The organism is Rhodococcus sp. IEGM 1307 (assembly GCF_030056915.1).
Taxonomy (GTDB): Bacteria; Actinomycetota; Actinomycetes; order Mycobacteriales; family Mycobacteriaceae; genus Rhodococcus_F; species Rhodococcus_F opacus_D.
Window position 1 is genome coordinate 211,776 of sequence record NZ_JASHKW010000005.1, and the last position, 22,593, is coordinate 234,368.

The 22,593-nt window shown below is 66.7% G+C and carries 22 protein-coding genes; 16 read left to right on the forward strand and 6 right to left on the reverse strand.

Going from position 1 to position 22,593, the window contains the following annotated elements; all coding sequences use genetic code 11:
• Positions 1 to 24: 24 nt before the first annotated feature.
• The 5 genes from QM841_RS11840 (at position 25) to QM841_RS11860 (ending at position 6,424) form a co-directional block, all read left to right on the forward strand.
• Positions 25 to 594, forward strand: coding sequence for a TetR/AcrR family transcriptional regulator (locus QM841_RS11840; RefSeq protein ID WP_283332304.1), 570 nt, complete (start codon positions 25 to 27; stop codon positions 592 to 594).
• Positions 595 to 766: 172 nt separating this feature from the next.
• Positions 767 to 2,725 carry a primary-amine oxidase gene (locus QM841_RS11845; RefSeq protein WP_283332133.1) on the forward strand — a complete coding sequence of 653 codons (1,959 nt, stop codon included), beginning with the start codon at positions 767 to 769 and terminating at the stop codon, positions 2,723 to 2,725.
• Complete coding sequence (locus QM841_RS11850) at positions 2,718 to 4,157, forward strand: APC family permease (RefSeq protein WP_283332134.1); 1,440 nt, start codon at positions 2,718 to 2,720, stop codon at positions 4,155 to 4,157. Before QM841_RS11845 ends, QM841_RS11850 begins: the two co-directional genes overlap by 8 nt.
• 8 nt (positions 4,158 to 4,165) lie before the next feature.
• Complete coding sequence (locus QM841_RS11855) at positions 4,166 to 4,681, forward strand: DUF5134 domain-containing protein (protein ID WP_283332135.1); 516 nt, start codon at positions 4,166 to 4,168, stop codon at positions 4,679 to 4,681.
• A gap of 33 nt (positions 4,682 to 4,714) precedes the next feature.
• On the forward strand, positions 4,715 to 6,424 hold the full coding sequence (locus QM841_RS11860; protein ID WP_283332136.1) for an amidohydrolase: 1,710 nt from the start codon (positions 4,715 to 4,717) through the stop codon (positions 6,422 to 6,424).
• An 80-nt stretch (positions 6,425 to 6,504) separates the two neighbouring features.
• Here the strand turns inward: QM841_RS11860 and QM841_RS11865 are convergent, their stop codons facing one another.
• Together QM841_RS11865 and QM841_RS11870 are read right to left on the reverse strand one after the other, a co-directional pair.
• Positions 6,505 to 6,774, reverse strand: a complete 270-nt coding sequence (locus QM841_RS11865) for a hypothetical protein (protein ID WP_280781189.1) — start codon at positions 6,772 to 6,774, stop codon at positions 6,505 to 6,507.
• 98 nt (positions 6,775 to 6,872) lie between these two features.
• Positions 6,873 to 8,378: a PAS domain-containing sensor histidine kinase gene (locus QM841_RS11870; RefSeq protein WP_283332137.1), complete on the reverse strand. Its 1,506-nt coding sequence runs from the start codon at positions 8,376 to 8,378 to the stop codon at positions 6,873 to 6,875.
• A gap of 198 nt (positions 8,379 to 8,576) precedes the next feature.
• Between QM841_RS11870 and QM841_RS11875 the strand changes: the two genes are divergently transcribed.
• From QM841_RS11875 to QM841_RS11905, 7 genes are read left to right on the forward strand one after another with little or no spacing between them, the layout of a single operon-like run.
• On the forward strand, positions 8,577 to 9,737 hold the full coding sequence (locus QM841_RS11875; protein ID WP_283332138.1) for an acyl-CoA dehydrogenase family protein: 1,161 nt from the start codon (positions 8,577 to 8,579) through the stop codon (positions 9,735 to 9,737).
• A 29-nt stretch (positions 9,738 to 9,766) separates the two neighbouring features.
• Positions 9,767 to 10,144, forward strand: a complete 378-nt coding sequence (locus QM841_RS11880; RefSeq protein WP_283332139.1) for a hypothetical protein — start codon at positions 9,767 to 9,769, stop codon at positions 10,142 to 10,144.
• A gap of 5 nt (positions 10,145 to 10,149) precedes the next feature.
• Positions 10,150 to 10,650, forward strand: coding sequence for a nuclear transport factor 2 family protein (locus QM841_RS11885; protein WP_283332305.1), 501 nt, complete (start codon positions 10,150 to 10,152; stop codon positions 10,648 to 10,650).
• Positions 10,650 to 11,924: an aromatic ring-hydroxylating oxygenase subunit alpha gene (locus QM841_RS11890; RefSeq protein WP_283332140.1), complete on the forward strand. Its 1,275-nt coding sequence runs from the start codon at positions 10,650 to 10,652 to the stop codon at positions 11,922 to 11,924. Before QM841_RS11885 ends, QM841_RS11890 begins: the two co-directional genes overlap by 1 nt.
• Positions 11,914 to 12,417 carry an aromatic-ring-hydroxylating dioxygenase subunit beta gene (locus QM841_RS11895; RefSeq protein WP_283332141.1) on the forward strand — a complete coding sequence of 168 codons (504 nt, stop codon included), beginning with the start codon at positions 11,914 to 11,916 and terminating at the stop codon, positions 12,415 to 12,417. Before QM841_RS11890 ends, QM841_RS11895 begins: the two co-directional genes overlap by 11 nt.
• 41 nt (positions 12,418 to 12,458) lie before the next feature.
• Positions 12,459 to 13,199 carry an SDR family NAD(P)-dependent oxidoreductase gene (locus QM841_RS11900; protein ID WP_283332142.1) on the forward strand — a complete coding sequence of 247 codons (741 nt, stop codon included), beginning with the start codon at positions 12,459 to 12,461 and terminating at the stop codon, positions 13,197 to 13,199.
• 46 nt (positions 13,200 to 13,245) lie between these two features.
• Positions 13,246 to 14,205 carry a PDR/VanB family oxidoreductase gene (locus QM841_RS11905; RefSeq protein ID WP_283332143.1) on the forward strand — a complete coding sequence of 320 codons (960 nt, stop codon included), beginning with the start codon at positions 13,246 to 13,248 and terminating at the stop codon, positions 14,203 to 14,205.
• 15 nt (positions 14,206 to 14,220) lie between these two features.
• Here QM841_RS11905 and QM841_RS11910 read toward each other — a convergent pair whose 3' ends face one another.
• Entirely contained in the window at positions 14,221 to 14,841 is a 621-nt protein-coding gene (locus QM841_RS11910; RefSeq protein ID WP_011595535.1) for a response regulator transcription factor, read from the reverse strand.
• Between the two features lie 223 nt (positions 14,842 to 15,064).
• Here QM841_RS11910 and hpaC point away from each other — a divergent pair, with 223 nt between their 5' ends.
• From hpaC to QM841_RS11930, 4 genes are read left to right on the forward strand one after another with little or no spacing between them, the layout of a single operon-like run.
• Positions 15,065 to 15,658 (forward strand): 4-hydroxyphenylacetate 3-monooxygenase, reductase component, encoded by a 594-nt coding sequence (gene hpaC / locus QM841_RS11915; protein WP_283332144.1) that lies wholly within the window; start codon positions 15,065 to 15,067, stop codon positions 15,656 to 15,658.
• Positions 15,659 to 15,660: 2 nt separating this feature from the next.
• Positions 15,661 to 15,954, forward strand: a complete 294-nt coding sequence (locus QM841_RS11920; RefSeq protein ID WP_283332145.1) for a DUF485 domain-containing protein — start codon at positions 15,661 to 15,663, stop codon at positions 15,952 to 15,954.
• 5 nt (positions 15,955 to 15,959) lie between these two features.
• Positions 15,960 to 17,510 carry a solute symporter family protein gene (locus QM841_RS11925; protein ID WP_283332146.1) on the forward strand — a complete coding sequence of 517 codons (1,551 nt, stop codon included), beginning with the start codon at positions 15,960 to 15,962 and terminating at the stop codon, positions 17,508 to 17,510.
• Complete coding sequence (locus QM841_RS11930) at positions 17,507 to 18,784, forward strand: amidase (protein ID WP_283332147.1); 1,278 nt, start codon at positions 17,507 to 17,509, stop codon at positions 18,782 to 18,784. The genes QM841_RS11925 and QM841_RS11930 overlap by 4 nt, the downstream gene beginning before the upstream one ends.
• A 16-nt stretch (positions 18,785 to 18,800) precedes the next feature.
• Here the strand turns inward: QM841_RS11930 and QM841_RS11935 are convergent, their stop codons facing one another.
• From QM841_RS11935 to paaK, 3 genes are all read right to left on the reverse strand, one after another.
• Entirely contained in the window at positions 18,801 to 20,222 is a 1,422-nt protein-coding gene (locus tag QM841_RS11935) for an amidase (protein ID WP_283332148.1), read from the reverse strand.
• Between the two features lie 70 nt (positions 20,223 to 20,292).
• Positions 20,293 to 21,252, reverse strand: coding sequence for an AraC-like ligand-binding domain-containing protein (locus QM841_RS11940; RefSeq protein ID WP_283332149.1), 960 nt, complete (start codon positions 21,250 to 21,252; stop codon positions 20,293 to 20,295).
• 11 nt (positions 21,253 to 21,263) lie between these two features.
• On the reverse strand, positions 21,264 to 22,562 hold the full coding sequence (gene paaK, locus QM841_RS11945) for a phenylacetate--CoA ligase PaaK (protein WP_283332150.1): 1,299 nt from the start codon (positions 22,560 to 22,562) through the stop codon (positions 21,264 to 21,266).
• Between the last annotated feature and the right edge of the window lie 31 nt (positions 22,563 to 22,593).

The window sequence follows — 22,593 nt, forward strand, 5'->3', positions numbered from 1 at the left end:
CAGGTACGCGTCGTGCCTAAGCTCGTGGATCACGACGAGCGTCGGCGCAGCATCACCGCCGCCGCCTGGCGGCTGATCGCCGCCCGCGGTATCGATGCTGCCAACATGCGCGACATCGCCACCGAGGCCGGGTACACCAACGGCGCCCTGAGCCACTACTTCGCCGGCAAGGACGAGATCCTCCGTACCTCGTACGAGCACATCTCCGAGGCCACCGACCGCCGGATCGCCGAGGCGCTCGGTGACGCGACCGGACTCGACGCACTGCGCATCCTCTGCCGCGAAGTGATGCCGATCAACGAAGAGCAACTCCTCGAGGCCCGGATCGCCGCCTCGCTGTGGCCGCGGGCCATGTACGACGAGCAGATGGCCGCGACCAACCGCCGGACGATGGACAATTGGCGTGAGCAGATGGCGATCTTCCTCGATCAGGCGCGCGAGGAGGGCTCCGTTGGCGACATCGACGTCAGCATCGTGGTCGAGCAACTGCTCAACATGATGATGGGCATGCAGATTCTGGGTGTCCTCACGCCGGGCGAAACGTCGTCGGAGCGTCAGCTGGAGATGCTCGAGCAGTTCGTCGCCGCACTCTGAGCCTTCCGTCGCTCAGCCAAAACCGTTGCTGCGGAATCCGATAGAGAACCATTTTTGACCGAACGGTCAGTTTGTTCGGGCGCGAAACTCACTGTTTACACGAGGGCACCTCGGCTGTAACGTACGTCACTAAGCTTTTTATTCAACACCCGTAGAACCAAAGGATCGCGACATGCCCACCCTTTCCCCTGCGCGTATCGACCACCCGCTGTCGCTGCCGACCGTCGAAGAAATCGCCTCCCTCCGCGAGATCCTCGAGGCCGCCGACGCGCTGACCGAGCAGACGAGATTCGTCTACGTCGGCCTCGAGGAACCGGACAAGTCGACGCTGTACACGGCGGAGGCCCCCGAGACCGATCGCCGATTCCGCGTTCTGCTGCACGACATCTCGTCACCCAACGCGGTGGACGCCGTCGTGTCCGTGACCCAGCGGTCGGTGATCAGCTCGGTGACCCTCGACGCCGCCCGTGACGGTCAGATGCCCGTCCTGGACGAGGAGTTCGAACTCGTCGAACAGGTGCTGGCCGCCGACGAACGCTGGCTCGCCGCGCTCGCCGCCCGCGGACTCGACGTCGCCGACGTCCGAGTCGCTCCCCTCTCGGCCGGTGTCTTCGACTACCCCGGCGAGACGGGCACGCGGATCCTCCGGGGGCTCGCGTTCCGCCAGGACCACCCGAAGGACCACGCCTGGGCGCACCCGATCGACGGGCTCGTCGGATTCGTCGACGTCATGAACCGGACCGTCACCGACGTTCTCGACCTCGGCGCCGTCCCGATCCCCGAGGAGTCGGGCAACTTCGACGACCTCACCGTCACCGGCCCCCTGCGCACCACCCAGAAGCCCATCGAGATCACCCAGCCCGAGGGCCCCAGCTTCGTCGTCGACGGCAACCGCGTCGACTGGGAGAAGTGGTCGTTCCGCGTCGGCTTCGACGCCCGCGAGGGTCTCGTCCTCCACCAGCTCGGGTTCGCCGACGGCGACCGGGTGCGCCCCATCATCCACCGCGCGTCCATCGCCGAGATGGTGGTGCCCTACGGCGACCCCTCGCCGGTCCGGTCGTGGCAGAACTACTTCGACACCGGCGAGTACATGGTGGGCCGCTACGCGAACGCCCTCGAACTCGGCTGCGACTGCGTCGGCGACATCACCTACTTCGACGCCGTCATCGCCGACGAGTTCGGCACCCCCAAGACGCTGAAGAACGCCGTGTGCATGCACGAGGAGGACTTCGGCGTGCTGTGGAAGCACACCGACCTGTGGGCCGGCTCCGCCGAGACCCGCCGCCAGCGCCGTCTCGTCATCTCCTTCTTCACCACCATCGGCAACTACGACTACGGCTTCTTCTGGTACCTCTACCTCGACGGCACCATCGAATTCGAGGTCAAGGCCACCGGCATCGTCTTCACGTCGGGTCACCCGGGCGGCGACTACCCGTACGCCTCGGAGATCGCCCCCGGCCTCGGCGCCCCGTACCACCAGCACCTGTTCAGCGCCCGCCTCGACATAATGATCGACGGCGCCCGCAACTCCGTCGAGGAGGTGCAGACCAAGCGGGTGAAGATGGGCCCCGGGAACCTGCACGGAAACGCGTTCACCCTCGAGCGCACGCCGCTGACGAAGGAATCCGAGGCGCAGCGCCTCGCGGACAACAGCGTCGGACGCGTGTGGCACATCAGCAACCCGAACAAGCTGAACCGTCTGGGCAAGCCGGTGGCGTACGCACTCCACCCGGAGGGTCAGCCGATCCTGCTGGCCGACGACGACTCCTCGATCGCGGCGCGGGCGACGTTCGCCACCAAGCACCTGTGGGTCACCCAGTTCGATGAGAAGGAGCGTTACGCGGCAGGGGATTTCGTGAACCAGCACGCGGGTGGCGCCGGACTGCCCAGCTTCGTCGCCGGTGATCGCGATCTGGAGAACGAAGACGTCGTCGTCTGGCACACGTTCGGCCTCACGCACTTCCCGCGACCGGAGGACTGGCCGATCATGCCCGTCGACTACACCGGATTCACGTTGAAGCCCAGCGGCTTCTTCGACCGCAACCCCGCTCTCGACGTTCCCCGCACGACGTCGAAGCACTGCGCGACCGGAGGCGGCAGCTGCCACTCGGACGGGGGAACAGATGTCTGACACCACCACGGGTTCGGGTGCCGGCAAGTTACGCGGATCCATCGGCGTCGTCGGGATCGTCTTCCTCGTCATCGCTGCCGCCGCGCCGCTGACCGCGATCGGCGGCGCTCTGCCCGTCATGATCGCGATCGGCAACGGTGCGGGCGCCCCGACCGCCTATCTCATTGCCGCACTGGTCCTGCTCGTCTTCAGCGTCGGATACGCGGCCATGAGCAGCCACATGGTCGACACCGGCGCCTTCTACGCCTACGTCGCCAAGGGGCTGGGTGAGTCCTGCGGGCTCGGCGCAGCCGGCCTCGCTCTGCTGACCTATACCGCCATTCAGGCCGCCGTGTACGGTCTGGCGGCCGCGACGATTCAGGGCCTCGTGGTCCAGTACGGCGGACCCGACCTGCCGTGGTGGATGTGGGCGCTGGTACTCATCGCACTCGTGGCCGTGCTCGGATACCGCAGCATCGACCTCGGCGCCAAGGTCCTCGGGGTGCTCCTCGTGCTCGAGATCGGCATCATCCTGGCGCTGTCGTTCGGCGTGCTGGTGCGGGGCGGGGCCGCGGGTATCGACTTCGCGTCGTTCACCCCGACGTCGTTCTTCAGCGGATCCCCCGGTGTCGCATTGATGTTCGCTATCGCGTCGTTCATCGGATTCGAGGCGACCGCGATCTACGGCGAGGAGGCCCGCAACCCCCGACGCACGATTCCGATCGCGACGTACGCCGCCGTGATCGTCATCGGGCTGGTGTATGCGCTGGCGAGCTGGGCCGTGGTGCTCGCGTTCGGCAGCGACAACGTCTCCGCCGCGGCCGCCGCCGACCCTGCCGGTCTGACGTTCGCCGCCGCCGCGCACTTCCTGGGCGGACCCGCGGCCGACGTCATGGCCATCATGCTCGTCACCAGCCTGTTCGCCGCACTCCTCGCCTTCCACAACGCCATCTCCCGGTACGTGTTCGCCCTCGCCCGCAAGGGGGCGGCTCCGCGCGCACTGTCCCGCACCCACACCAAGCACGGTTCCCCGCATATCGGCTCGGTCGCCCAGACGATCTCCGCGACGGTGGTCGTGGGGGTGTTCGCCCTCGTCGGCGCGGACCCGGTGCTGGAACTGTTCACCTGGATGGCGGGTCTGGCCACCGTGAGCATCCTGGTGCTGATGGTGCTCACCAGCGTCGCGATCATCGCGTTCTTCGCCCGCACCCGGCTGGATACCCGGCTCTGGCACACCCGCATCGCTCCGGTGCTCGGATGCGTGGGCCTGGTGGCCGTCACCGGGTTGGTGCTCGACAACTTCACCACGCTGATCGGCGGATCGGAACTGCTCGCGGACATCCTGCTGGCCGTGATCGCACTGTTCTTCGCCGCCGGTCTGGTCGTCGCCCGGGTCACCCGGCAGAGCCGGGCGGATGTCGGGCAGCGTCGCGAACTCACCCCCACGATCTGAGTCCGGCGATGTTCGAGATCCCTGCCGTGCACGCGGCGATGCTCGTCGGAGCCGTTGGGGCGATGGTGCCGATGTGGCGGGCACACGGCACGGACTGCCGGGTGCGGATCGCGCACGGCGCGATGGCGGTGTCGATGGTCGCGATGATGATCCCCGGCCTGCCGGCGGGGATTCACCTGCTCGAGGGTGCCGTCCTCATCGCCCTCGCCGTGTTCGTCACCGGTGAGACCATGCACCGCCGGACCGCCGTGCCCTGTGCGGTGGACCTCACCGCCATGGGGGTGCTGCTACTCCTGGCCCCGACGTCCGCCCCCGCCCCGGCCGCGTCGGCGTCGTCGGGCCACCACCACGGTGGCGCTGGAATCTCGACTGGCTGGCTGCCACTCCTCGTGCTCGTGTGCTGGGCACTGTTGACACTGCATCTCTTTCGCTCCACCCCGCGCCGCGAGCGCCGCTCCGGCGTCAGGGCCGCGGCGGCGGGATCCGCACTGATGATCCTGGGCATGGCCCCCATGGCCGTCTGACAGCTCTCCCACGACTGCAACCTGGAGGACACGATGAGTTACGCCGATGCCGTCTACACCCACGGCAAGGTTTTCACCGTCGACGCGAACTTCACGATCGCCACCGCCCTCGCGGTGCGTGACGGACTCGTCCACGCGGTGGGCAGCGATGCGGAGATCGAAACCCTGATCGGACCGGACACCGTGGTCACGGACCTCGGTGGGAAGACGATCCTCCCGGGAATCAACGACTCGCACCTGCATGCCATCGCCTACGGGCTCGACACTCCGCCGCTGTCGCTGGACGTGTCGTTCCCGGCCGTCCGGTCGATCGCGGACGTCCGTGAACTCGTGCGGGAGGCCGCCGCGGCGGCCGAGGACGGCGAGTGGATCATCGGAACCGGCTGGGACGACGGGTATCTCGACGAGTGCCTCGCCGAGGCCGGACGGACGCCGACCTGCTGGGACCTCGACGACGTGTCCCCGAACAATCCCGTGTTCCTGCAGGACTTCTCGCGGCACACGTCGTGGGTGAACAGCGCGGCGCTCGCGCTCGCCGGGGTGGACGAAACCACCCCGCTCCCGCCGGGCAGCCTCATGCCGGTCGGCGAGGACGGCCTGCTGACCGGCATCGTCATGGAGGGTGCGCAGGCCCTCGTGCAGCGTGTTCTTCCCGCCCTCACCCGGGAGCGCCGGGAGGAGGCACTCCGCTCGGCGATCTCGATCCTGCAGAGCGAGGGCATCACCAGCTTCACCGATCCCGCGATCGGCCCCGGCGGCGAGGCCCTCGCCGGCGGCGCGATGGGTGCCGAGGGTCTCGCGGTGTATGCCGATCTCGCCCGCCGCGGCGAACTGGGCGCCCGCGTCAACCTTCTCCTCCTGCCCACCGGAATGTCCGGATCGGCCGAGGATTTCGGACAGAACCTCGCGAACATCGACGTTCCGGAATCGGTGGACCCGAGAATGTTCCGGGTTCTCGGGGTGAAGGTGTTCGCCGACGGCATCCCGCCGAGCAAGACCGCGTGGATGCACGAGGAATACGTCGGCGGCGGCTGCGGCTCCCTGTGCGTCGGCGGCGACACCGACGAACGTCAGGTGTACGAGGTGACCGAGATGGTCCGCATCGGCCACGAGGCCGGCCACCAGATCGGTGTGCACGTCACCGGTGACCGTGCCATCGACACCGTCGCCGACGCGATCATCGCCGCGCAGAATGCGCACCCCCGCGAGGATGCCCGGCACTACCTGATCCACGGCGACTTCATCAGCGAAGCCACCCTGAAGCGACTGGCCGAGAACGGCATCGGCGTCAACATGAATCCGACGATCAAGTGGACGATCGCCGACCTGGAGGTCGGGGTGGTCGGGACCGAACGAGCCGCCTACGAATGGCCGTATCGCAGTGCCGTCGAATCCGGGGTGCACCTGATGAGCAGTTCCGATGCACCGGTCACACCGCCCGATTGGCGTCAGGGCATCTCCACGATGATCCTGCGCGAGAGCAAGGCCAGCGGCGCGGTGAGCGGGCCCGACCAGTGCATCGGCCTCGCCGACGCCGTCCGCACCTACACGATCAACGCGGCCTGGCAGGACTTCGCCGAGGACTGGAAGGGATCACTCGAGGTCGGCAAGGTGGCCGACCTGTGCATCCTCGACGGCGACCTCGAGACCATCGACCCGCACGACATCCCGGCAATGCAGGTCGTCTCCACCGTGCTGGGTGGGGAGGTCGTGTTCCAGCGCGTCGCCGAAAGCGTCGCGTAGCCCGGTACCGATACGTCGGAACTGCCGGTTCGCCGCTCGGTCGGCGAACCGGCAGTTCGGCGTCTATCCGATCCACCGGTTCACTGAGCCCACGCCGCCTCGGCGATCCAGTACTCGCTCCCGTCGGCGCTGATTCCGCGTTGCCAGTCGGTGGTCCGTCGCAGGTTCGGTTCGACGCGCGCGGTGGCCGCGTCGGCGCCGTCCGGTCCGTCCTCCCGGGTCTGCCAGTGGACCCAGTTCACTTCGTTGCCGTCCTCGTCGTGCACGAAGAGGTCGACGTGGTGCCACCCGTAGCGATGGGTGTCGGCGTAACAGGTCAGGAATGTCCGGTAATGATGCGAATAGTCCACGAGGTACCTCCGGGCCGCGGTGGTGTTTCCCACCACGCTAGAACCGGATCGTGCCCAACGGAATCCAAGAAACCTTTACCCGCGTGGGGGTCGGCCGCTCAACGGTTCGGATCGGCGGGCAACGTGAACGTGAAGACGGCCCCGTGCGGATCGTTCTCGCGCGCACTGAGTGTCCCGCCCTGGCGGGAGATGATGCGGTGGCTCAGCGCGAGCCCGATTCCGTGACCCGTGGACTTCGAGGTGAACGCGCCGTCGAAGATTCGGCCGTCCGGGATGTGCGAGAGCCCCTTGCCGTGGTCCTCGACGCTCACGACGCCCTCCGTCTCGGTGATGTCGGTGCGTACCGTCACGATGCGGTCGGCTGCCGGCCATTCCGCCATCTCGTCGATGGCGTTGAAACACAGGTTCAGGATGACCTGCCCGGTGAGCACCCGTTCGCACACGACGGCAACCGTGTCGTGCGCCCGGCGGTACTCGACGTGAACTCCCTTCTGCCGCGCCCGGATGTCGATGAAATATGCGCATTCGTCGACGATGTCGTTGAGATCGACGATCTGCTGCGACTCCTCGAGTTGTGTCACGTATTCACGCAGACTCCGGACGATCTGATTGGCCCGGTCGATCTGCTTGCGCGCCTCCCCCAGGCCCCAGCTCACCTCGTCGTGACCGCTCCGGCCGTCGTCGAGGCGGCTCTGCGTTCCGGCGATGAAATTGGTGGCGGCCGCGAGCGGCTGGGCCAACTCATGGGCAATGGCCATGGCCATGTCGCCCATCGCGTTGTAGCGGGCCAGGTAGTTGAGGTACTGCGAGTCCCGTTCGTGCTCCTGCTCGGTGCGGACGTGTTCGGTGACGTCGTGGAAGAGCAGGAGGTGGCCGCTCAGATCGTTCTCGATACCGATGTGCTGGCAGCTCCCCGCATGCCACCGGCGCTCCTCGGCTGTCAGTTCCACCTCGTAGCGCAGGCTCTGGGAACCCCCGTCGGCGGTCGTCAGTTGCAGGGCGCGGCGCACGCTCTCCCGTGACTGCCCCGCCCGGCAGAACTCCGTGAAGCGTTCGCCGACAAGCGATGCCACCGGGACCTTCAGGAGCTCCGACGCCGCCTCGCTCGCATACGTGATCCGACTGTCGTCGTCCAGGACGAGGATTCCTTCGGCCATGTTCCGCAGGAACGCGGCCAGCCGGGCCTCGGTACGGGTGAGGTCGGCCTCGGTGCGGGTGAGGTCGCGGCGCATCGACGTTTCCTGCTCGATGTCGCGGAACTGCACCATCACCACGGTCCGGGCACTCAACTCGACCCGGATCGCGATCGCCTCCGTCAGGACTTCTCGCCCACTCTTCGCGCGATACGTCCATTCGATGACCGCCGCCCCGTTGTCGACAGCCTCCTGCAGCCACCGCCGTCCCACCGACCGGCGGTACCGTTTCGCCGGGGAACTCATATCGGGCGCCTTGAGCGGTTTGAGTTCTTCGACCGTGAACTCGAGCAGTTCGGACGCCGCCCGGTTCGCCCAGAGGATGTCCTTGGTGGCCGCATCATGGACCAGGACGCAGTAGCGAAGGGACTCGACGAGTCGTTCGTAGTCGGACGGCGCGAGATCGGACAATGCGGCCTCCTTCGGCTCATCTCGAGTCTACTGAGCGGACGGACCGCGGACGCGATAGGGAAATCCTTTACTCCTAGGCGACATCTCTGCATGTCCGCGGGAGGAAGCACCGATTGAGTGATGCCGACCACCGCAATAGCGTGAATGCGACACGAAAAACGCCACACCCCTTCTACTTCGCGTCGATCGGAGTAATTGATGACCAACGCACCGACCCTCGACACGACGGACGCCACCGCGAACGGGACGCTGTCGTTCGAGGACGTCCTCGAGCACGTCGCATTGCGGCGGGAAGAGTTCGCTCGCCAGAAGTTCGTGCCTCGCGACATGATCGACGAGTTCAAGCAGATCGGTATCTACCGCGCGGCGACACCCCGCCGATTCGGCGGCGACGCGCTGCCCCCGAGCGAGTTTCTGCGGATGATCGAACGCATCTCCGCGGTGGACGCGTCGGCGGGCTGGGTCGCCAGCTTCGGCTCCGCCCTCGTCTACCTGGCGGCACTGCCGCTCGCGACACAGGCGGAGTTGTACAAAGAGAGCCCGGACCTCGTCTTCGCCGGCGGACTGTTCCCGGTGCAACCCGCCGAACAGGTGCCCGGAGGGCTGAAGATCCACGGGCAGTGGAAATTCGCCAGCGGATGCAAGGGCGCCGACATTCTCGGCGTCGGGATTCGAGGCGGCGACTCCACGGCGGGTAAGCCTCGCACCGCCCTGCTGTGGCCGAAGGACGTCGAGATCGTCGAGAACTGGGACGTGGTCGGTCTGTCGGGTACCGGAAGCCACGAACTGAAGGTCGACGGCGTCGTCGTACCCGAGGACTGGACGTTCATCCGGGGTGGAACCCCCACCGTCGACGAACCCCTCTACCGCTACCCCTCCATCGCCTACGCCGCCCAGGTCCTGGCCGTCGTCAATCTCGGAGTGGGCCGCGCCGCGCTCGACTACGCGATCAAGGTCGGAGCGGGACGCACCGGAATCACCGGAGCACCCAAGCTCGCCGATCGCGCCTACTACCGCATCGACCTGGCCAAGGCCGAAGCGACGCTGAGGTCCGCCCGCGCCTTCTTCTACGAGGTCACCGACGAGGCGTACGCCACGGTGGTCGCCGGCGACCCCGTCCCGGACAAGCTTGCGGCACTTCTTCGCCTGTCGTCGACGCACGTGGCCAAAGCGGGCGCCTCCGCCGTGCACACCGCATTCCAGTTGTCGGGCACCGGCGCGATCTACGACGGCAACGCGATGCAGCGGTACATGCGCGAGGCCCTGGTCCCGCCGCAGCACGCCTTCCTCGGCGACGGCATCTACGACAGCGCCGGTGCGGTGCTCATGGACATCCCGCCGTTCCCCGGCTTCATCTGACCACCCCGTTCCAATCGAGGAGACCATTCGTGAGTGACACCAAGACCGCACCGCTGCGAGTTCTGTTCTGCATCGGCATCAACCAGAACTTCTTCGACCTCCCGACCGGCCAGGGCGGGCTGGTGTGGAAGGCGTTCTCCGGGATGATGGACGCGGTGGCCGACACACCCGGCGTCCGGGTGATCGGCGACATCGACGACGACAGCCACATGGTCGGACCGTCGGACGGCTGGCCGTGGACCTGCTACATCCTCGCCGACGTCGACACCCAGGAGACCGTCAAGGCCGTCTGCAACCTCTTCCGCACCACCTCGGTCGGCGAGTACACGCTGTGGCGATACGCGAAGATCGAAGCCCGCATCGGCCGTGCGCTCACCGTCCGCGAAGACGTCGGCCTCGGCGCGTGAGCGGAATGCACTCTGCGACCGCGGCCGAGCGCATCGAGAGCCGTGCGGCCGTGCACCGCGTGATGTGCCGTTACATGGAACTGTGCGATGTTCCCTCCGTGGCGTTTTCGGAAGAGGAACTCGCCTCGCTGTTCACGCCCGACGCGGTGTGGGAAGGCATCGGCGCCGAGTACGCGCACAAGTTCGGCACGCGGCGGGGCCGACCGGAGATCGTCGGAATGCTCACCGCGTACCTTCCACCGAACACCCATTTCCGGGGAAATGTGCACCTGCTCGGCAATGCGCAGATCGAGGTGGACGGCCCCGAGGCGCAGGGGCGGTGGATCATGCAGCAGCTGTCGCGATACGAGGACGGATCGGCCGAACTGCTCGTCGCACGCATCACCGCCGAGTGTGAAGTTCGGGGCGGTACCGCCCGAATCAAGCACTTCACGACCGAGAAGCTGTTCGTCACTCGCCTCGACGAGGCCACACGACTGCTCGAATCGAATGGAAAGAGAACGTGATGACCACTTCGCTGGATCCCACCAACTTCGCGGACCTCGCCACGGACGACCGCGTGGACGGATCGCTGTACACCGACCCCGACATGTTCGAGGCGGAACTCGAGAGGATCTTCTACCGCACGTGGGTATGGGTTGCCCACGAGAGCGAGATCCCCGAGGCCGGAAGCTACAAGATGGCGACCATCGGCCGGCAACCGGTGATCGTCAACCGCGACCGCAAAGGGAACTTCAACGTCCTGCTGAACCGGTGCCGCCACCGCGGGGCCAGCGTCTGCGAGGTCCCCAAGGGCAAGGCGAACGGGTTCACCTGCCCGTATCACAGCTGGTCGTATGCCCTCGACGGGCGACTGCGCGGAATCCCGTACCCCGACGGTTACGACGAGGACCTCGACAAGAAGGACCTCCCCCTCCAGAGTCTGCGGGTGGAGTCGTACGCCGGCATGATCTTCGCCAGCTTCAACCCCGACGTCGAACCCCTCGACGATTTCCTCGGCGACGCGAAGGTGTGGATGGACCTGTTCATGAAGCAGGGCGCCGGATACCCCGTCAAGACGCAGGGCGAACATTGCTTCCGCTTCCGCGGAAACTGGAAGATCCAGTTGGAGAACACCACCGACGGATACCACTTCCCGATCGTGCACCGGTCCTGGATGTCCTCCGTCGACGCCGAGACCGCCGACATGCTCTCCTTCATGACCGACGACAACGCCGTCACCCACGCTCTCGGAAACGGCCACAGCGTCGCCATCATGGTCCCGGAGCACGTCGACCTGGACCACGACGACGGCACCGAGAAGATTCAGGCGCGTTTCGACCACATCGTCGAAGAGCTGTCGAAGACGATGCCCGCCGACAAGGTCCGCCGCATCGTCCGCTCCATGCACGGCGCCGGGTTCAACCTCAACATCTTCCCCAACGTCGCGATGTCGATGTCGTTCTTCCGGGTGCTGCGCCCGATCTCCGTCGACGAGACCGAGATCCGGCACATCGCCCTCGGCATGGACGGCGGACCGGAGATCGTCAACCGCGAACGCCTCCGCATCCACGAACATTTCCAGGGCCCGTTCGGGTTCGGCAGCCCCGACGATTCCGAGGCCTGGGACCGGGTACAACGCGGATCCCGCGGCGCACCCGGAATGCCGATCATGGTGAACCGTGGTCTCAATCGTGAAGCGCTAGACAGCGACGGACACCGCACCTCGCACGTCACCGACGAAACCGGAATGCGCGAGGCCTACGCAATGTGGAAGAGGATGATGACCGATGAGCACTGATCTGATGACCGCCCAACTCGCCGACACCCGGGTACTGCAGGCGATCCAACTCATCTGGCACGAAGCGGCACTCCTCGACGCCAAGGACTACCAGGCGTGGGACGCCCTCTGGACCGACGAAGGCCGGTACGTCATTCCCATCGACCCGGACACCGACGACTTCGACGGATCGCTGAACATGGTCAACGACGACACTCGCATGCGGCGCATGCGCATCGAACGCCTGACCTCCGGCTACTCGATGTCCGCGCTCGCCGCCGCCCGGACGGTCCGCACCGTCTCGCGCTTCACGGTCGAGGAACGGACCGAGGACTCGATCACGGTGAGGTCCGCGCAGATCCTGGTGGGTTTCAAGCGCGACGACCAGCAGACCCTCGCCGCCGACGTCACGCACCGCATTCGCTACACCGAGAGCGGGCCGCGGTTGGACCTCAAGGTCATCCGGTTGGTGAACTCCCAGGCAGCGGTCAACGCCTCCGGCTACCTGCTCTGACCAGCACTTTCCGAACCTTATCGATCGAACAGGAGCTCGACGTGGATTCTGTCGCAGTAGTCACCGGCGGCGGACGTGGCCTCGGTGCCGCGATCGCACAGCAATTGCACGACCGCGGATACCGCGTCGCGGTCGCGGACATCGACAACGGCGCAGCGAAAGAGACTGCGGCGGAGCTGGATCCGGAAGGCGAAACGGCCATCGCCGTGGAACTGGACGTCCGGAAGCGGAAGAGTTTCGAAGCCGTCCGTGACCGGGTGATCCAGGAGTGGGGCGGCATCGACGTCCTCGTCAACAACGCCGGCCGGTCGCAGACGGGCTCGCTGATGGACATCGCGCCGGAGGAATTCTCCGACATCGTCGAGATCAACCTCAACGGCGCCTTTCTCGGCTGCCAGGTGTTCGGAAGTTACTTCGCCGCGAAGCGATACGGCAGAATCGTCAACATCGCGTCGCTGGCGGGGCAGAACGGTGGCACGGCGACCGGAGCGCACTACGCCGCGGCCAAGGGCGGCGTCGGCACATTGACCAAGGTCTTCGCACGCGAACTCGCCCCGTCGGGTGTCACGGTGAACGCCGTCTCCCCCGGGCCGCTGGACCTGCCGGTCGTGCGCGAGACGGTGCCCGCGGACAAGCTAGCCGCCATCCTCACCACGATTCCGGTGGGCACCCTGGGCTCGCCCGATTTCATTGCCGAGACCGTTGCCCTGCTCGCATCGCCGACGGCCGCGTCGGTCACGGGTGCCTGCTGGGACGTCAACGGCGGCCTGTACATGCGCTGACCCCCGCCCGCGGGCGACGGGTCGCAGCACCGGAGGAAGAATCACCATGAGCATGTTCACTGTCACTGTCGCGGACATTGTCGAGGAAACGCCGGACATCAAGTCGTTCCGGCTTGTTCGGACGGACGGGCCACCGTTCGACCCGTACCCGGCGGGCGCCCACATCGACATCCTCGGTCCCACCGAGGTCCTCACCCAGTACTCACTGTGCAGCCCGCCGCACGAGTCCGAATCGTACGTTGTCGCCGTCAAACGCGAGACCGGCCCGCGCGGTGGCTCGGCCGCGCTACACGATCGTGTGAGGGTCGGCAGCGAGTTGCAGATCAGCCGGCCCCGCACTTTGCTCACGCTCGCCGAGGGTGCGGATCGGCACATCCTCGTCGCGGCGGGGATCGGGTTGACCCCGATGCTGAGTCTGGCGTTCGCGTTGCATCGGCAGGGGCAGCAGTTCGACCTGCACTACTTCGCGCGGACGAGGGCGCGGGCCGCGTTCGTCGACCTGCTGGAGAGTGCGGATTTCCGCCGGGACGTGCACCTGCACTTCGGCCTGACGAGGGACGATCAGTTGTCGGCCCTCGAGAAGATCCTGGCGGACGCGTCGGCCGCCACCCACGTCTACACCTGCGGCCCCGAAGGTTTCATGGATCGGGTGCGCGGATTGGCGGAACCGGCGGTCGGTGAGGACGCGGTCCATTTCGAACGCTTCGAGGCGGCGACACCTATAGCGACCGGTTCGGACACGGCGTTCGAGGTGGAACTCGACACGGGCGAGGTGTTCGAGGTGCCTGCCGGGAAATCCATCGCCGACGTACTCGAAGAGAACGACATCGAGATCGACACGTCCTGCAGGGAAGGTATCTGCGGCACGTGCGTCCTGGACGTATTGGAGGGCGAACCCGACCACCGCGACAATTGCCTCACCAAGAGTGAGAGAAAGGCGGGAGACAGAATTGCCGCGTGTGTGTCGCGCGCGAAATCCGGGCGGCTCGTCGTCGAACTTCCCTGAAAGTGCCGAATAATTTCAGGTCACGGCAATTCCGGCCTGTAGAATATCGCGGACGAGAACGGCGATGCTTTCTGCTCCGGTCTTTTCCTTGATACGGGTGCGATGCACGTCGACCGTCTTCACGCTGATACCCAGCTCCTTGGCGATGTTCTTGCTGGGCAATCCGTCGAGGACGAGTGCGAGAATTTCCCTTTCGCGCACCGTCAGCGTGTCTATCCGGCCCTGCAGTTCCGTTCTGTTGCGTCGCTCGCCGAATCGTTGACGCGCGACCCGGAGCGCATCCTGAATCACGTCGAGCATGTGCTGCGGATCGTAGGGCTTCTCGATGAACGTCAGCGCACCCCGCTGCAGCGCCCGCACCGACATCTTGATGTCACCGTGTGCCGACACGAAGATGATCGGGATCGGGGATTCGTCGGCGAGGAGTGCCTCCTGCAGCTGGAATCCCCCGACTTCCGGCATCCGGACATCCAGCACGAGGCAGGCCGGGATGTCGCGGCGGTACTCGTCCAGGAACGACTGCACCGAGAAGTAGTACTCCGACGTGATGTTGACCGAATCGAGTAGCCACGCAAGCGATGCGCACAACTCCTGATCGTCGTCGACGATGTATACCCGTGTTTCCTGCTGATCCATCGAATCCTGCCTCGCACAGATGGCTTGCTTCCTCGTCCAGTCAACACCGACCGTAACGGAAGCGGTAGGCAACTGAAGGAATCCCCTACTCGGATACGCGACTTACTGCGAGAAAGTAGCGTCGCCGCCAATGTTCCAGCACACGACGCGCGTCATATCCTTCTTGCAGGAAGGCCGGCGCAACGTGGTGACACGACTTCCTGTTCCAACTCATGGAGACGAAATGCCCGAACTCACAACAATGCAATCGAGCTTCCGCACCGCCATGGCGAATCTGCCGGCCGCGGTCAACATCGTGACGACCGACGGCCCGGCCGGGCGCTGCGGAATGACGGTGACCGCCGTCTGCTCGGTCACCGACTCCCCGCCCACCGCACTCGTATGCGTGAATCAGAACAGTGCCATGCACAACGTGTTCCAGAACAACGGCAGAGTCGGTATCAACGTGCTCTCCGGCGACGACGAAGAACTGGCCATGCATTTCGCGGGCGCAACACAAGTCGCGATGGCGGACCGGTTCGAGTGGGACATCTGGGAAGAAGACACCGACGACGGTGTTCCGATCCTGCGCGCCGCCCACGTGCTGCTCGCCGGCCGGATCGCGGACAGCAAGACCGTGGGATCACATTCGGTGATGTTCATCGAACTGGACCGCGTGCAGACGCGCGAACACGGCGATAGCCTCGTCTACTTCCAACGCAAATTCCACCGTTTGTCGGTTCCGGTCGAGTCCCCCGACTGGCTGTTCTACGACGAATGGTCCGATCCGATCACCGTGACGCCCACCCTCGTTCCCGCCGCAGCCGGAGGTAAATAGCCATGGTCACCTCGTCACCGCCCGAACAAGTCCCACAGAATTCCGACCTGCAGGTGCTCGCAGACACGCGCGCCGCCTTGACCTTTCGTCTCAGCGCCCTGGTCCTCGCACTATTCCTGCCCCTGCCGATCCTCGGTGGGTTCACCTCGCTGCTGGACGGCGTCGTCTTCAGCGGTGTCACCGTGGCGTGGCTCTACGCGGTCGCGCAATTCGTCGTCGCCATCGTCGTGGCCCGGTACTACATGGCGCGGGCAGCCGAACTCGACTCCCGAACCGTCTCGCGGGCGAAAGGATAACAGCCATGAACCTCGTCTCCGCATCGCTCTTCGCGGCCCTCGTCGCCGTCACCTTGATGATCACCGCGTGGGCTTCCAAGAGGAACAAGTCGGCCGCCGATCACTACGTTGCTGGCGGCAGCCTCACCGGCAGACAGAACGGTGTCGCCATCGCCGGCGACTTCATTTCTGCCGCCTCGTTTCTCGGAGTCACCGGTGCGATCGCCCTGACCGGTTTCAACGGGTTCTACCTCGCGGTCTTCGTGCCCGTGGCGTTCGTCCTCGCGATGCTGCTGATCGCGGAACCCCTGCGCAACCTCGGTCGCTTCACGCTGGCGGATGTCCTCGCCACCCGGTTCCCCGGCAAGGACGTGCGGTCGATGATGGCGATCAGCACGGTGGTGATCAGCGTGGTCTATCTCGTGTCGCAGTTGGTCGGTGCCGCGCTTCTGGTGTCGTTGCTGTTCGACCTCGACTACGTCGTGGCCGTGTTGATCATCGGAACACTCACCACCGCGTACACGTTGGTGGGTGGAATGCTCGCCACCAGCTGGATCCAGATCATCAAGACCGGTCTTCTCATGGTCTGCGCCGTGGTGCTGTTCGTTCTCGTGCTGGTGCGGTTCGATTTCAACCCCTTCGGCCCGTTCAGCACCGCGCTCGCCGAGTTCGGGCAATCGTTCGTCGCGCCGCAGCGTACGTCCGGTGCCGCCTCGTTCGACCAGTTGTCGCAGACCGTCGGGCTCGTCCTCGGCGTGCTCGGCCTGCCGCACGTGATGATCCGATTCCTCACCGTTCCGGACGCGAAGCAGGCGAGAACGTCTGCCTACACGGCGATTTGGATCTTCTTCGCCTTCTACCTGCTGGTTCCCGTGCTCGGTTACGGCGCCGCCAAGCTGGTCGGTGTCGAGGTGATCAAGTCCGAGAATCGGGGCGGCAACCTCGCGGTCGCGCAGCTCGCCGAGACAGTCGGCGGCGGAGTCCTGCTGGCGTTCGTCGCGGCCGTGGCGTTCGTGACCATTCTGGCCGCACTGTCCGGCCTGGTGATCGCCACCTCCGGTGCGATCGCACACGACCTGTACGGGCAGGTGATCAGGAACGGATCGGTGTCGGCGAAGGCTCAGCACCGCGCAGCCCGTGTCGCGACGGTGGCCACCTGCGTCATCGGTGTCGCCATCGCCTTCGCGGCGCAGAAGCAGAACGTCGCGTTCCTCGCGTCACTGGGCATGTCCATCGCCGCGTGCGCGAACCTGCCGGCGCTGCTGCTGACCATGTACTGGAAGCGCATGACGGCGCGTGCCGTCATCTCCGGCATCGTGGTCGGGCTCGTCCTGTCGGTCACCGTCATCCTGCTCAGCCCGGTCGTGCAGGGACCGGACTCCATTCTCGGATTCTCGAACCCGGCACTCGCCGTCGCACCCCTCTCGCTGGCGGTGTCCATCATCGTCGCGCTGGTGTCGGCGCCGTCCGGGGAGACGAAAGCGCGAGCAGATCGCCTCTTCTCGGTGATGCGCACCCGAGCGCTCACCGGGCAGACCGAGACGACGAACGACGACACGATGGTGGCGATGCAATGAAGACGGAACTACAGTCACCGAGCCCACTCCGGGACCTGGCGGAGCAGCTGGCGACGGGCGCGACGACGCCCATCGACGTGGCGGAGGCGGCACTCGCACGGATCGCGGACCTCGAGCCGGAAATCCACGCCTGGGCCCACCTCGACGCCGACGCGGTGCGGTCCGCGGCCGCCCGGATCCAGGACGGCGGCCCGGATGGCGCGCTCTGGGGCGTGCCCGTCGGCGTCAAGGATCTCATCGACGTCGCCGGGATGCCGACGCGCTGTGGCAGTGAGCTGCGGAGTATGGACCCGGTGACGACGGACGCCGACTGTGTGGCGCGGTCGCGCGCACTCGGCGCGCTCCCGTTCGGCAAGACCGTCACCACCGAGTTCGGGTATTTCACGCCCGGCCCGACCCGCAACCCCCGCGCCCTGGGTCACACGCCCGGCGGGTCGTCGAGCGGCTCGGCGGCAGCGGTGGCCGTAGGCATGGTGCCGCTGGCGTTCGGCACGCAGACCGCGGGGTCGCTGACGAGGCCGGCGTCGTTCTGCGGAGTCGCAGGTTTCGTCACCGCCCACGGCGAACTTCCGACCGCGGGCATCACCGGATTGAGTCCCAGTCTCGACACGGTCGGGCTGCTGGCGCGAACTGTGCCCGATCTCCACTTCGCGTGGACAGCGCTGCGCGACGGCACGCGGGCACCCGTCCTCGTGCCTTCCGCGCCGAGCCGGCTTCGCCTGTGGAGTGGGTTCGAGCTCGGCGAGGTGTCCCGAGGGATGACGGCGGCGCTCAGGACGACCGCCGATTCCGCCGCGTCGGCGGGGATCGGGTGCCGTGAGTTGGACGCCGCCGCAACGATCGTGGCGCTGACGGAACACCACCACACGGTGATGGCGTACGAGGCGGCCAGAGAACGCGCCGCCGAGGCCGCGCAGACCGACAGAATCAGCGCGGCCCTCGCCGAACTGTTCGCCGCGGGGGCAGCGACCACCGACGCGGACTACCGCGCCGCCCTCGCCGGAATCAGCGAGACCCGACAGCTGCTGCTCGCGGCGTTGGACGAGGACGAAGCCATCCTCGGGCCCGCGGCGCTCGGCGCCGCTCCACCCGGGCACGACGCGACGGGCACGCCCCTGCTCAGTCGGCCGTGGCAGGCCATGGGTCTGCCGGTGGTCACGATCCCCGGGAAGCGCGACAGCGCAGGGCTTCCCCTCGGATTGCAGCTGATCGGACGTCCCGGCGCGGAGCAACGCCTGTTCGAAACGGCCGCATGGCTGGAATCCGTGCTCTGACAACGACAGAAGATCGTCAGTCGACGAAGATCGACGGTTGGCGATCCTTCCACGGCGCAGCCTGCTCCAACTGCGCGGCCACCTGCAGCAGCAGATCTTCTCTGCCGGTGGCCGCGACGAGCTGGACGCCGATGGGGAGGCCCTCCCTGCTCAGCGCGAGCGGCAGGCTGATCGCGGGATTCCCGGACACGTTGAACGGTGCCGTGAACGGTCCGAACTCGAAGATGCGGCGTAGCCACGAGCGCACGCTGTGCCGGGGGTCGTCGTAGTCGAGGGTGCCGTGCGGCACCGGCAGCCAGGCGACGGTCGGGGTCACCAGCAGATCGAATCGGGTGAAGAACAGCCCGATCGACCGGGTGACCCGGTGTTGCGCGTCGAGTGCTGCCGCGACGTCGAGCGCGGTGAACACCTGGGTCTCCTGCAGCACTGTCCGCGAGACCGCTTCGAGCAGAGCGGGATCGGGCCTGCGTGGAGCGCGCAGGATCGCCGCGCCCGTGGCGATCGCAGTGAGGGTCGATGCCTCGACGACGTCCTCCGCGTCGAAGTGCGGGCGCGTCTCGGTCACGGTGTGGCCGATCCATTCGAGGATCGTGCCGGCGGCGACCGTGGCCGCCGATACCTGCGTCTCGACCGAACTCCCGCCCCACGGTTCGGTTGTCAGGGCCACCCGCAGACGGCCGGGATCGGCGCGCGTCGTGTCGGCGTAGCGACCGGACTGCGCCGGGGCGGTGTACTTTTCACCGACCGGCGGGGCGGCGACGGCGTCCAGCAGATGGGCCGTGTCGCGGATGGTCCGGGTGAGGGCGAACTCGTAGATGTGCCCGAACCCGGCCTCGCCGACCAGTGGGCCACAGGGGATTCGGCCGCGGCTCGGTTTCAGGCCGACGAGCCCGCAGCACGAGGCAGGCACCCGTAGCGAACCGGCGCCGTCGTTGCCGTGCGCCAGCGGAACCGCCCCGGCCGCGACGAGCGCGGCGGATCCGCCACTCGACCCGCCGGTTCCCCGATCGAGCGCCCACGGATTGCGCGTCGGCCCGTACCGCACCGGCTCCGTCGCGAAGTTCAGTCCGAACTCCGGCGCTGTCGTCTGCCCCAGGGCCACCAGTCCGGCCGACCGGAACCGGGACATCAGTTCGTGATCCACACCGGCGACGGCGCCGCGGATGCTGCGGCTACCGAGCGTGAACGGCACCCCCTTCGCGAACGGGCCGCTGTCCTTGATGACGAACGGCACCCCCGCCAGTGGCCCGTCGGACCGGTGGTCGAGGGCCGGATCGAACATCGGCACTGTCAGTGCACCGAGGTCGGCATCGGCCTGCGCGATCGCGACGCGCGCAACGGCTTCGACCTCCGTCGCCGTCACCTCACCCGCCCGGATCAGCTCACTCAGACCGACGGCGTCGAGCCCGGTGTACTCGTGCAGTTCCAGCGGTCCCACTCCTCAGGTCGCGACGACCGATTCAGTGTGACCCGGAGGGCCGTGCGGCGCGACCGAATTTCTGCCGTCGTCACACGGTGATCGACAGCAGTTCCTGTTCGCGGAAGGCGCGCGGCGAGACCCCGTACGTCTCCTTGAACAGCCGCGAGAAATGCGACGAGTTGACGAGACCGTATCGGGCACAGATGGTTCCGATGCTGTCGCCGCGGAATCGGACGTCCTTGAGGTCGCGGCGGCACTTCTCGAGCCTGCGGTGGCGGATCCACCCGGCCACCGTGTGTCCGTCCGCCTCGAACATCTTCTGCAGGTGCCGCGTCGATACGTGGTGGTGGGACGCCACCGTGGCGGTGTCGAGTGTGGGGTCGTGCAGGTGCGCGTCGATGAATGACCTCACCCGTAGTAGCAACGACGCGCCGGGAGCGGTGGCGTCGGCGGGCGCCTCCGATTGCACCGCGGCACTGAGCAGGTCGAGCACCGCGTCCTCCACGAGGGGCGTCGACGGCATGGTGCCGGTGACGACGGAGTGGTGGAGGTTCGTCAGGAACGGAGAGACGAGCGCGCCCATGCCGGTGCTGCCCTGGATGCGGCGCGCGGAGACGGTGCCCAGTTCCCGCGAGGCGATGCGCAGTAGTTCGCGGGGAAACATCAACACGAACATGCTGAAGTCGCCCGCGAAGTGCAGGTCGTACGGCTTGCTGGTGTCGTAGACGGCGAAGTCGCCGGGCCCGAGCACGGCCTCGCGATCGTCCTGGACGATGACGCCGCTGCCCGATAGTTGCAGGCCCACCTTCACCAGGCCGGGGTCGGACCGCTTGATCGACGTGCGGGTTCGGCGGACGTCGACCGCGTGTCCCCCGACCTCGCTGAGCTGCAACCCGCCGAGCGCGGTGGTGCGCAGGGTCCCGGTGAAGCGCCCCGGTCCGTCCTCCGCCGTGGACACCACGGCGAGCGGGACGAATGCCGTGGAGACGGCCTGACGCCAGTGCTCGAACTGCCCGTCGTCACGTGCGGGCCCACCACCGAGACGCACCTTCGATCACCTCACTGAGCGGAGCGGTTGTCGATCAGTCGACGTGCCTTACCGAGTGAGCGTTCGAGGTCGCCGGGAGCGACGACGTCAACCTTCACGCTCACGCCGATCCTATTCTTCACCAGCTTCTGCAGTTCACCCGCGGCCCGCGCGTGGTCGTCGGTCACGGCATCCGGACGCGATTCCACCCGCACGGTCAGCTCGTCCATGCGGCCCGGGCGGTCCAGGATGCACTGGAACTGGGGTGCCAGCGCCGGCACGGCGAGGATCAGTTCCTCGATCTGGGTGGGGAAGAGATTCACCCCGCGCAGGATGATCATGTCGTCGGTGCGCCCGGTGACCTTCTGCATCCGCCGCACCGACCGCGCCGTTCCCGGCAGCAGCCGGGTGAGGTCGCGGGTGCGGTACCGGATGATCGGCATCGCCTCCTTGGTCAGCGACGTGAAGACGAGTTCGCCCTCCTCACCGTCGGGCAGCACCTCCCCGGTGACCGGGTCGATGATCTCCGGGTAGAAGTGGTCCTCCCAGATGTGCAGGCCGTCCTTGGTCTCGACGCATTCCATCGCGACACCCGGGCCCATCACCTCGGACAGCCCGTAGATGTCGACGGCGTCCATGTTCAGCTGCTTCTCGAGTTCGGTGCGCATCTCCTCGGTCCACGGCTCCGCCCCGAACACACCGGTCCGCAGCGACGTCTTCGACGGATCGATGCCCTTCTTGATCATCGCGTCGACGATCGTGAGCATGTACGACGGCGTCACCATGATCGCGTCGGGTTCGAAGTCCTCGATCAGCTGGATCTGGCGGTCCGTCATACCCCCGGACATCGGGATCACCGTGCAGCCCAGCCGCTCGGCACCGTAATGCGCGCCGAGGCCACCGGTGAACAGACCGTACCCGTACGCGACGTGCACCTTGTCCGTCGGCTTCACCCCACCCGCCCGCAGGCTCCGCGCGACCAGATCGGCCCAGTTGTTCAGGTCGCCCGTGGTGTACCCGACGACCGTCGGGCGCCCGGTGGTCCCGGACGACGCGTGGATGCGCGAGACCTTCTCCTGCGGCACCGCGAACATCCCGAACGGATAGTTCGCCCGCAGATCCGCCTTCGCCGTGAACGGGAACTTGGCCAGATCGGACAGGTCCTTCAGGTCACTCGGGTGCACACCGGCGTCGTCGAACGCCTCCCGGTAGTGCGGAACGTTGGTGTACGCGTGGAGAAGTGACCACTGCAGGCGTTCGAGTTGCAGCGATGAGATCCGGTCGCGCGTGGCGAACTCGATGTCCTGCGAGGGGGCGGCGATACTGGTCATTCTAGTCTCCGAGGTGTGCGGGCTGGGTATG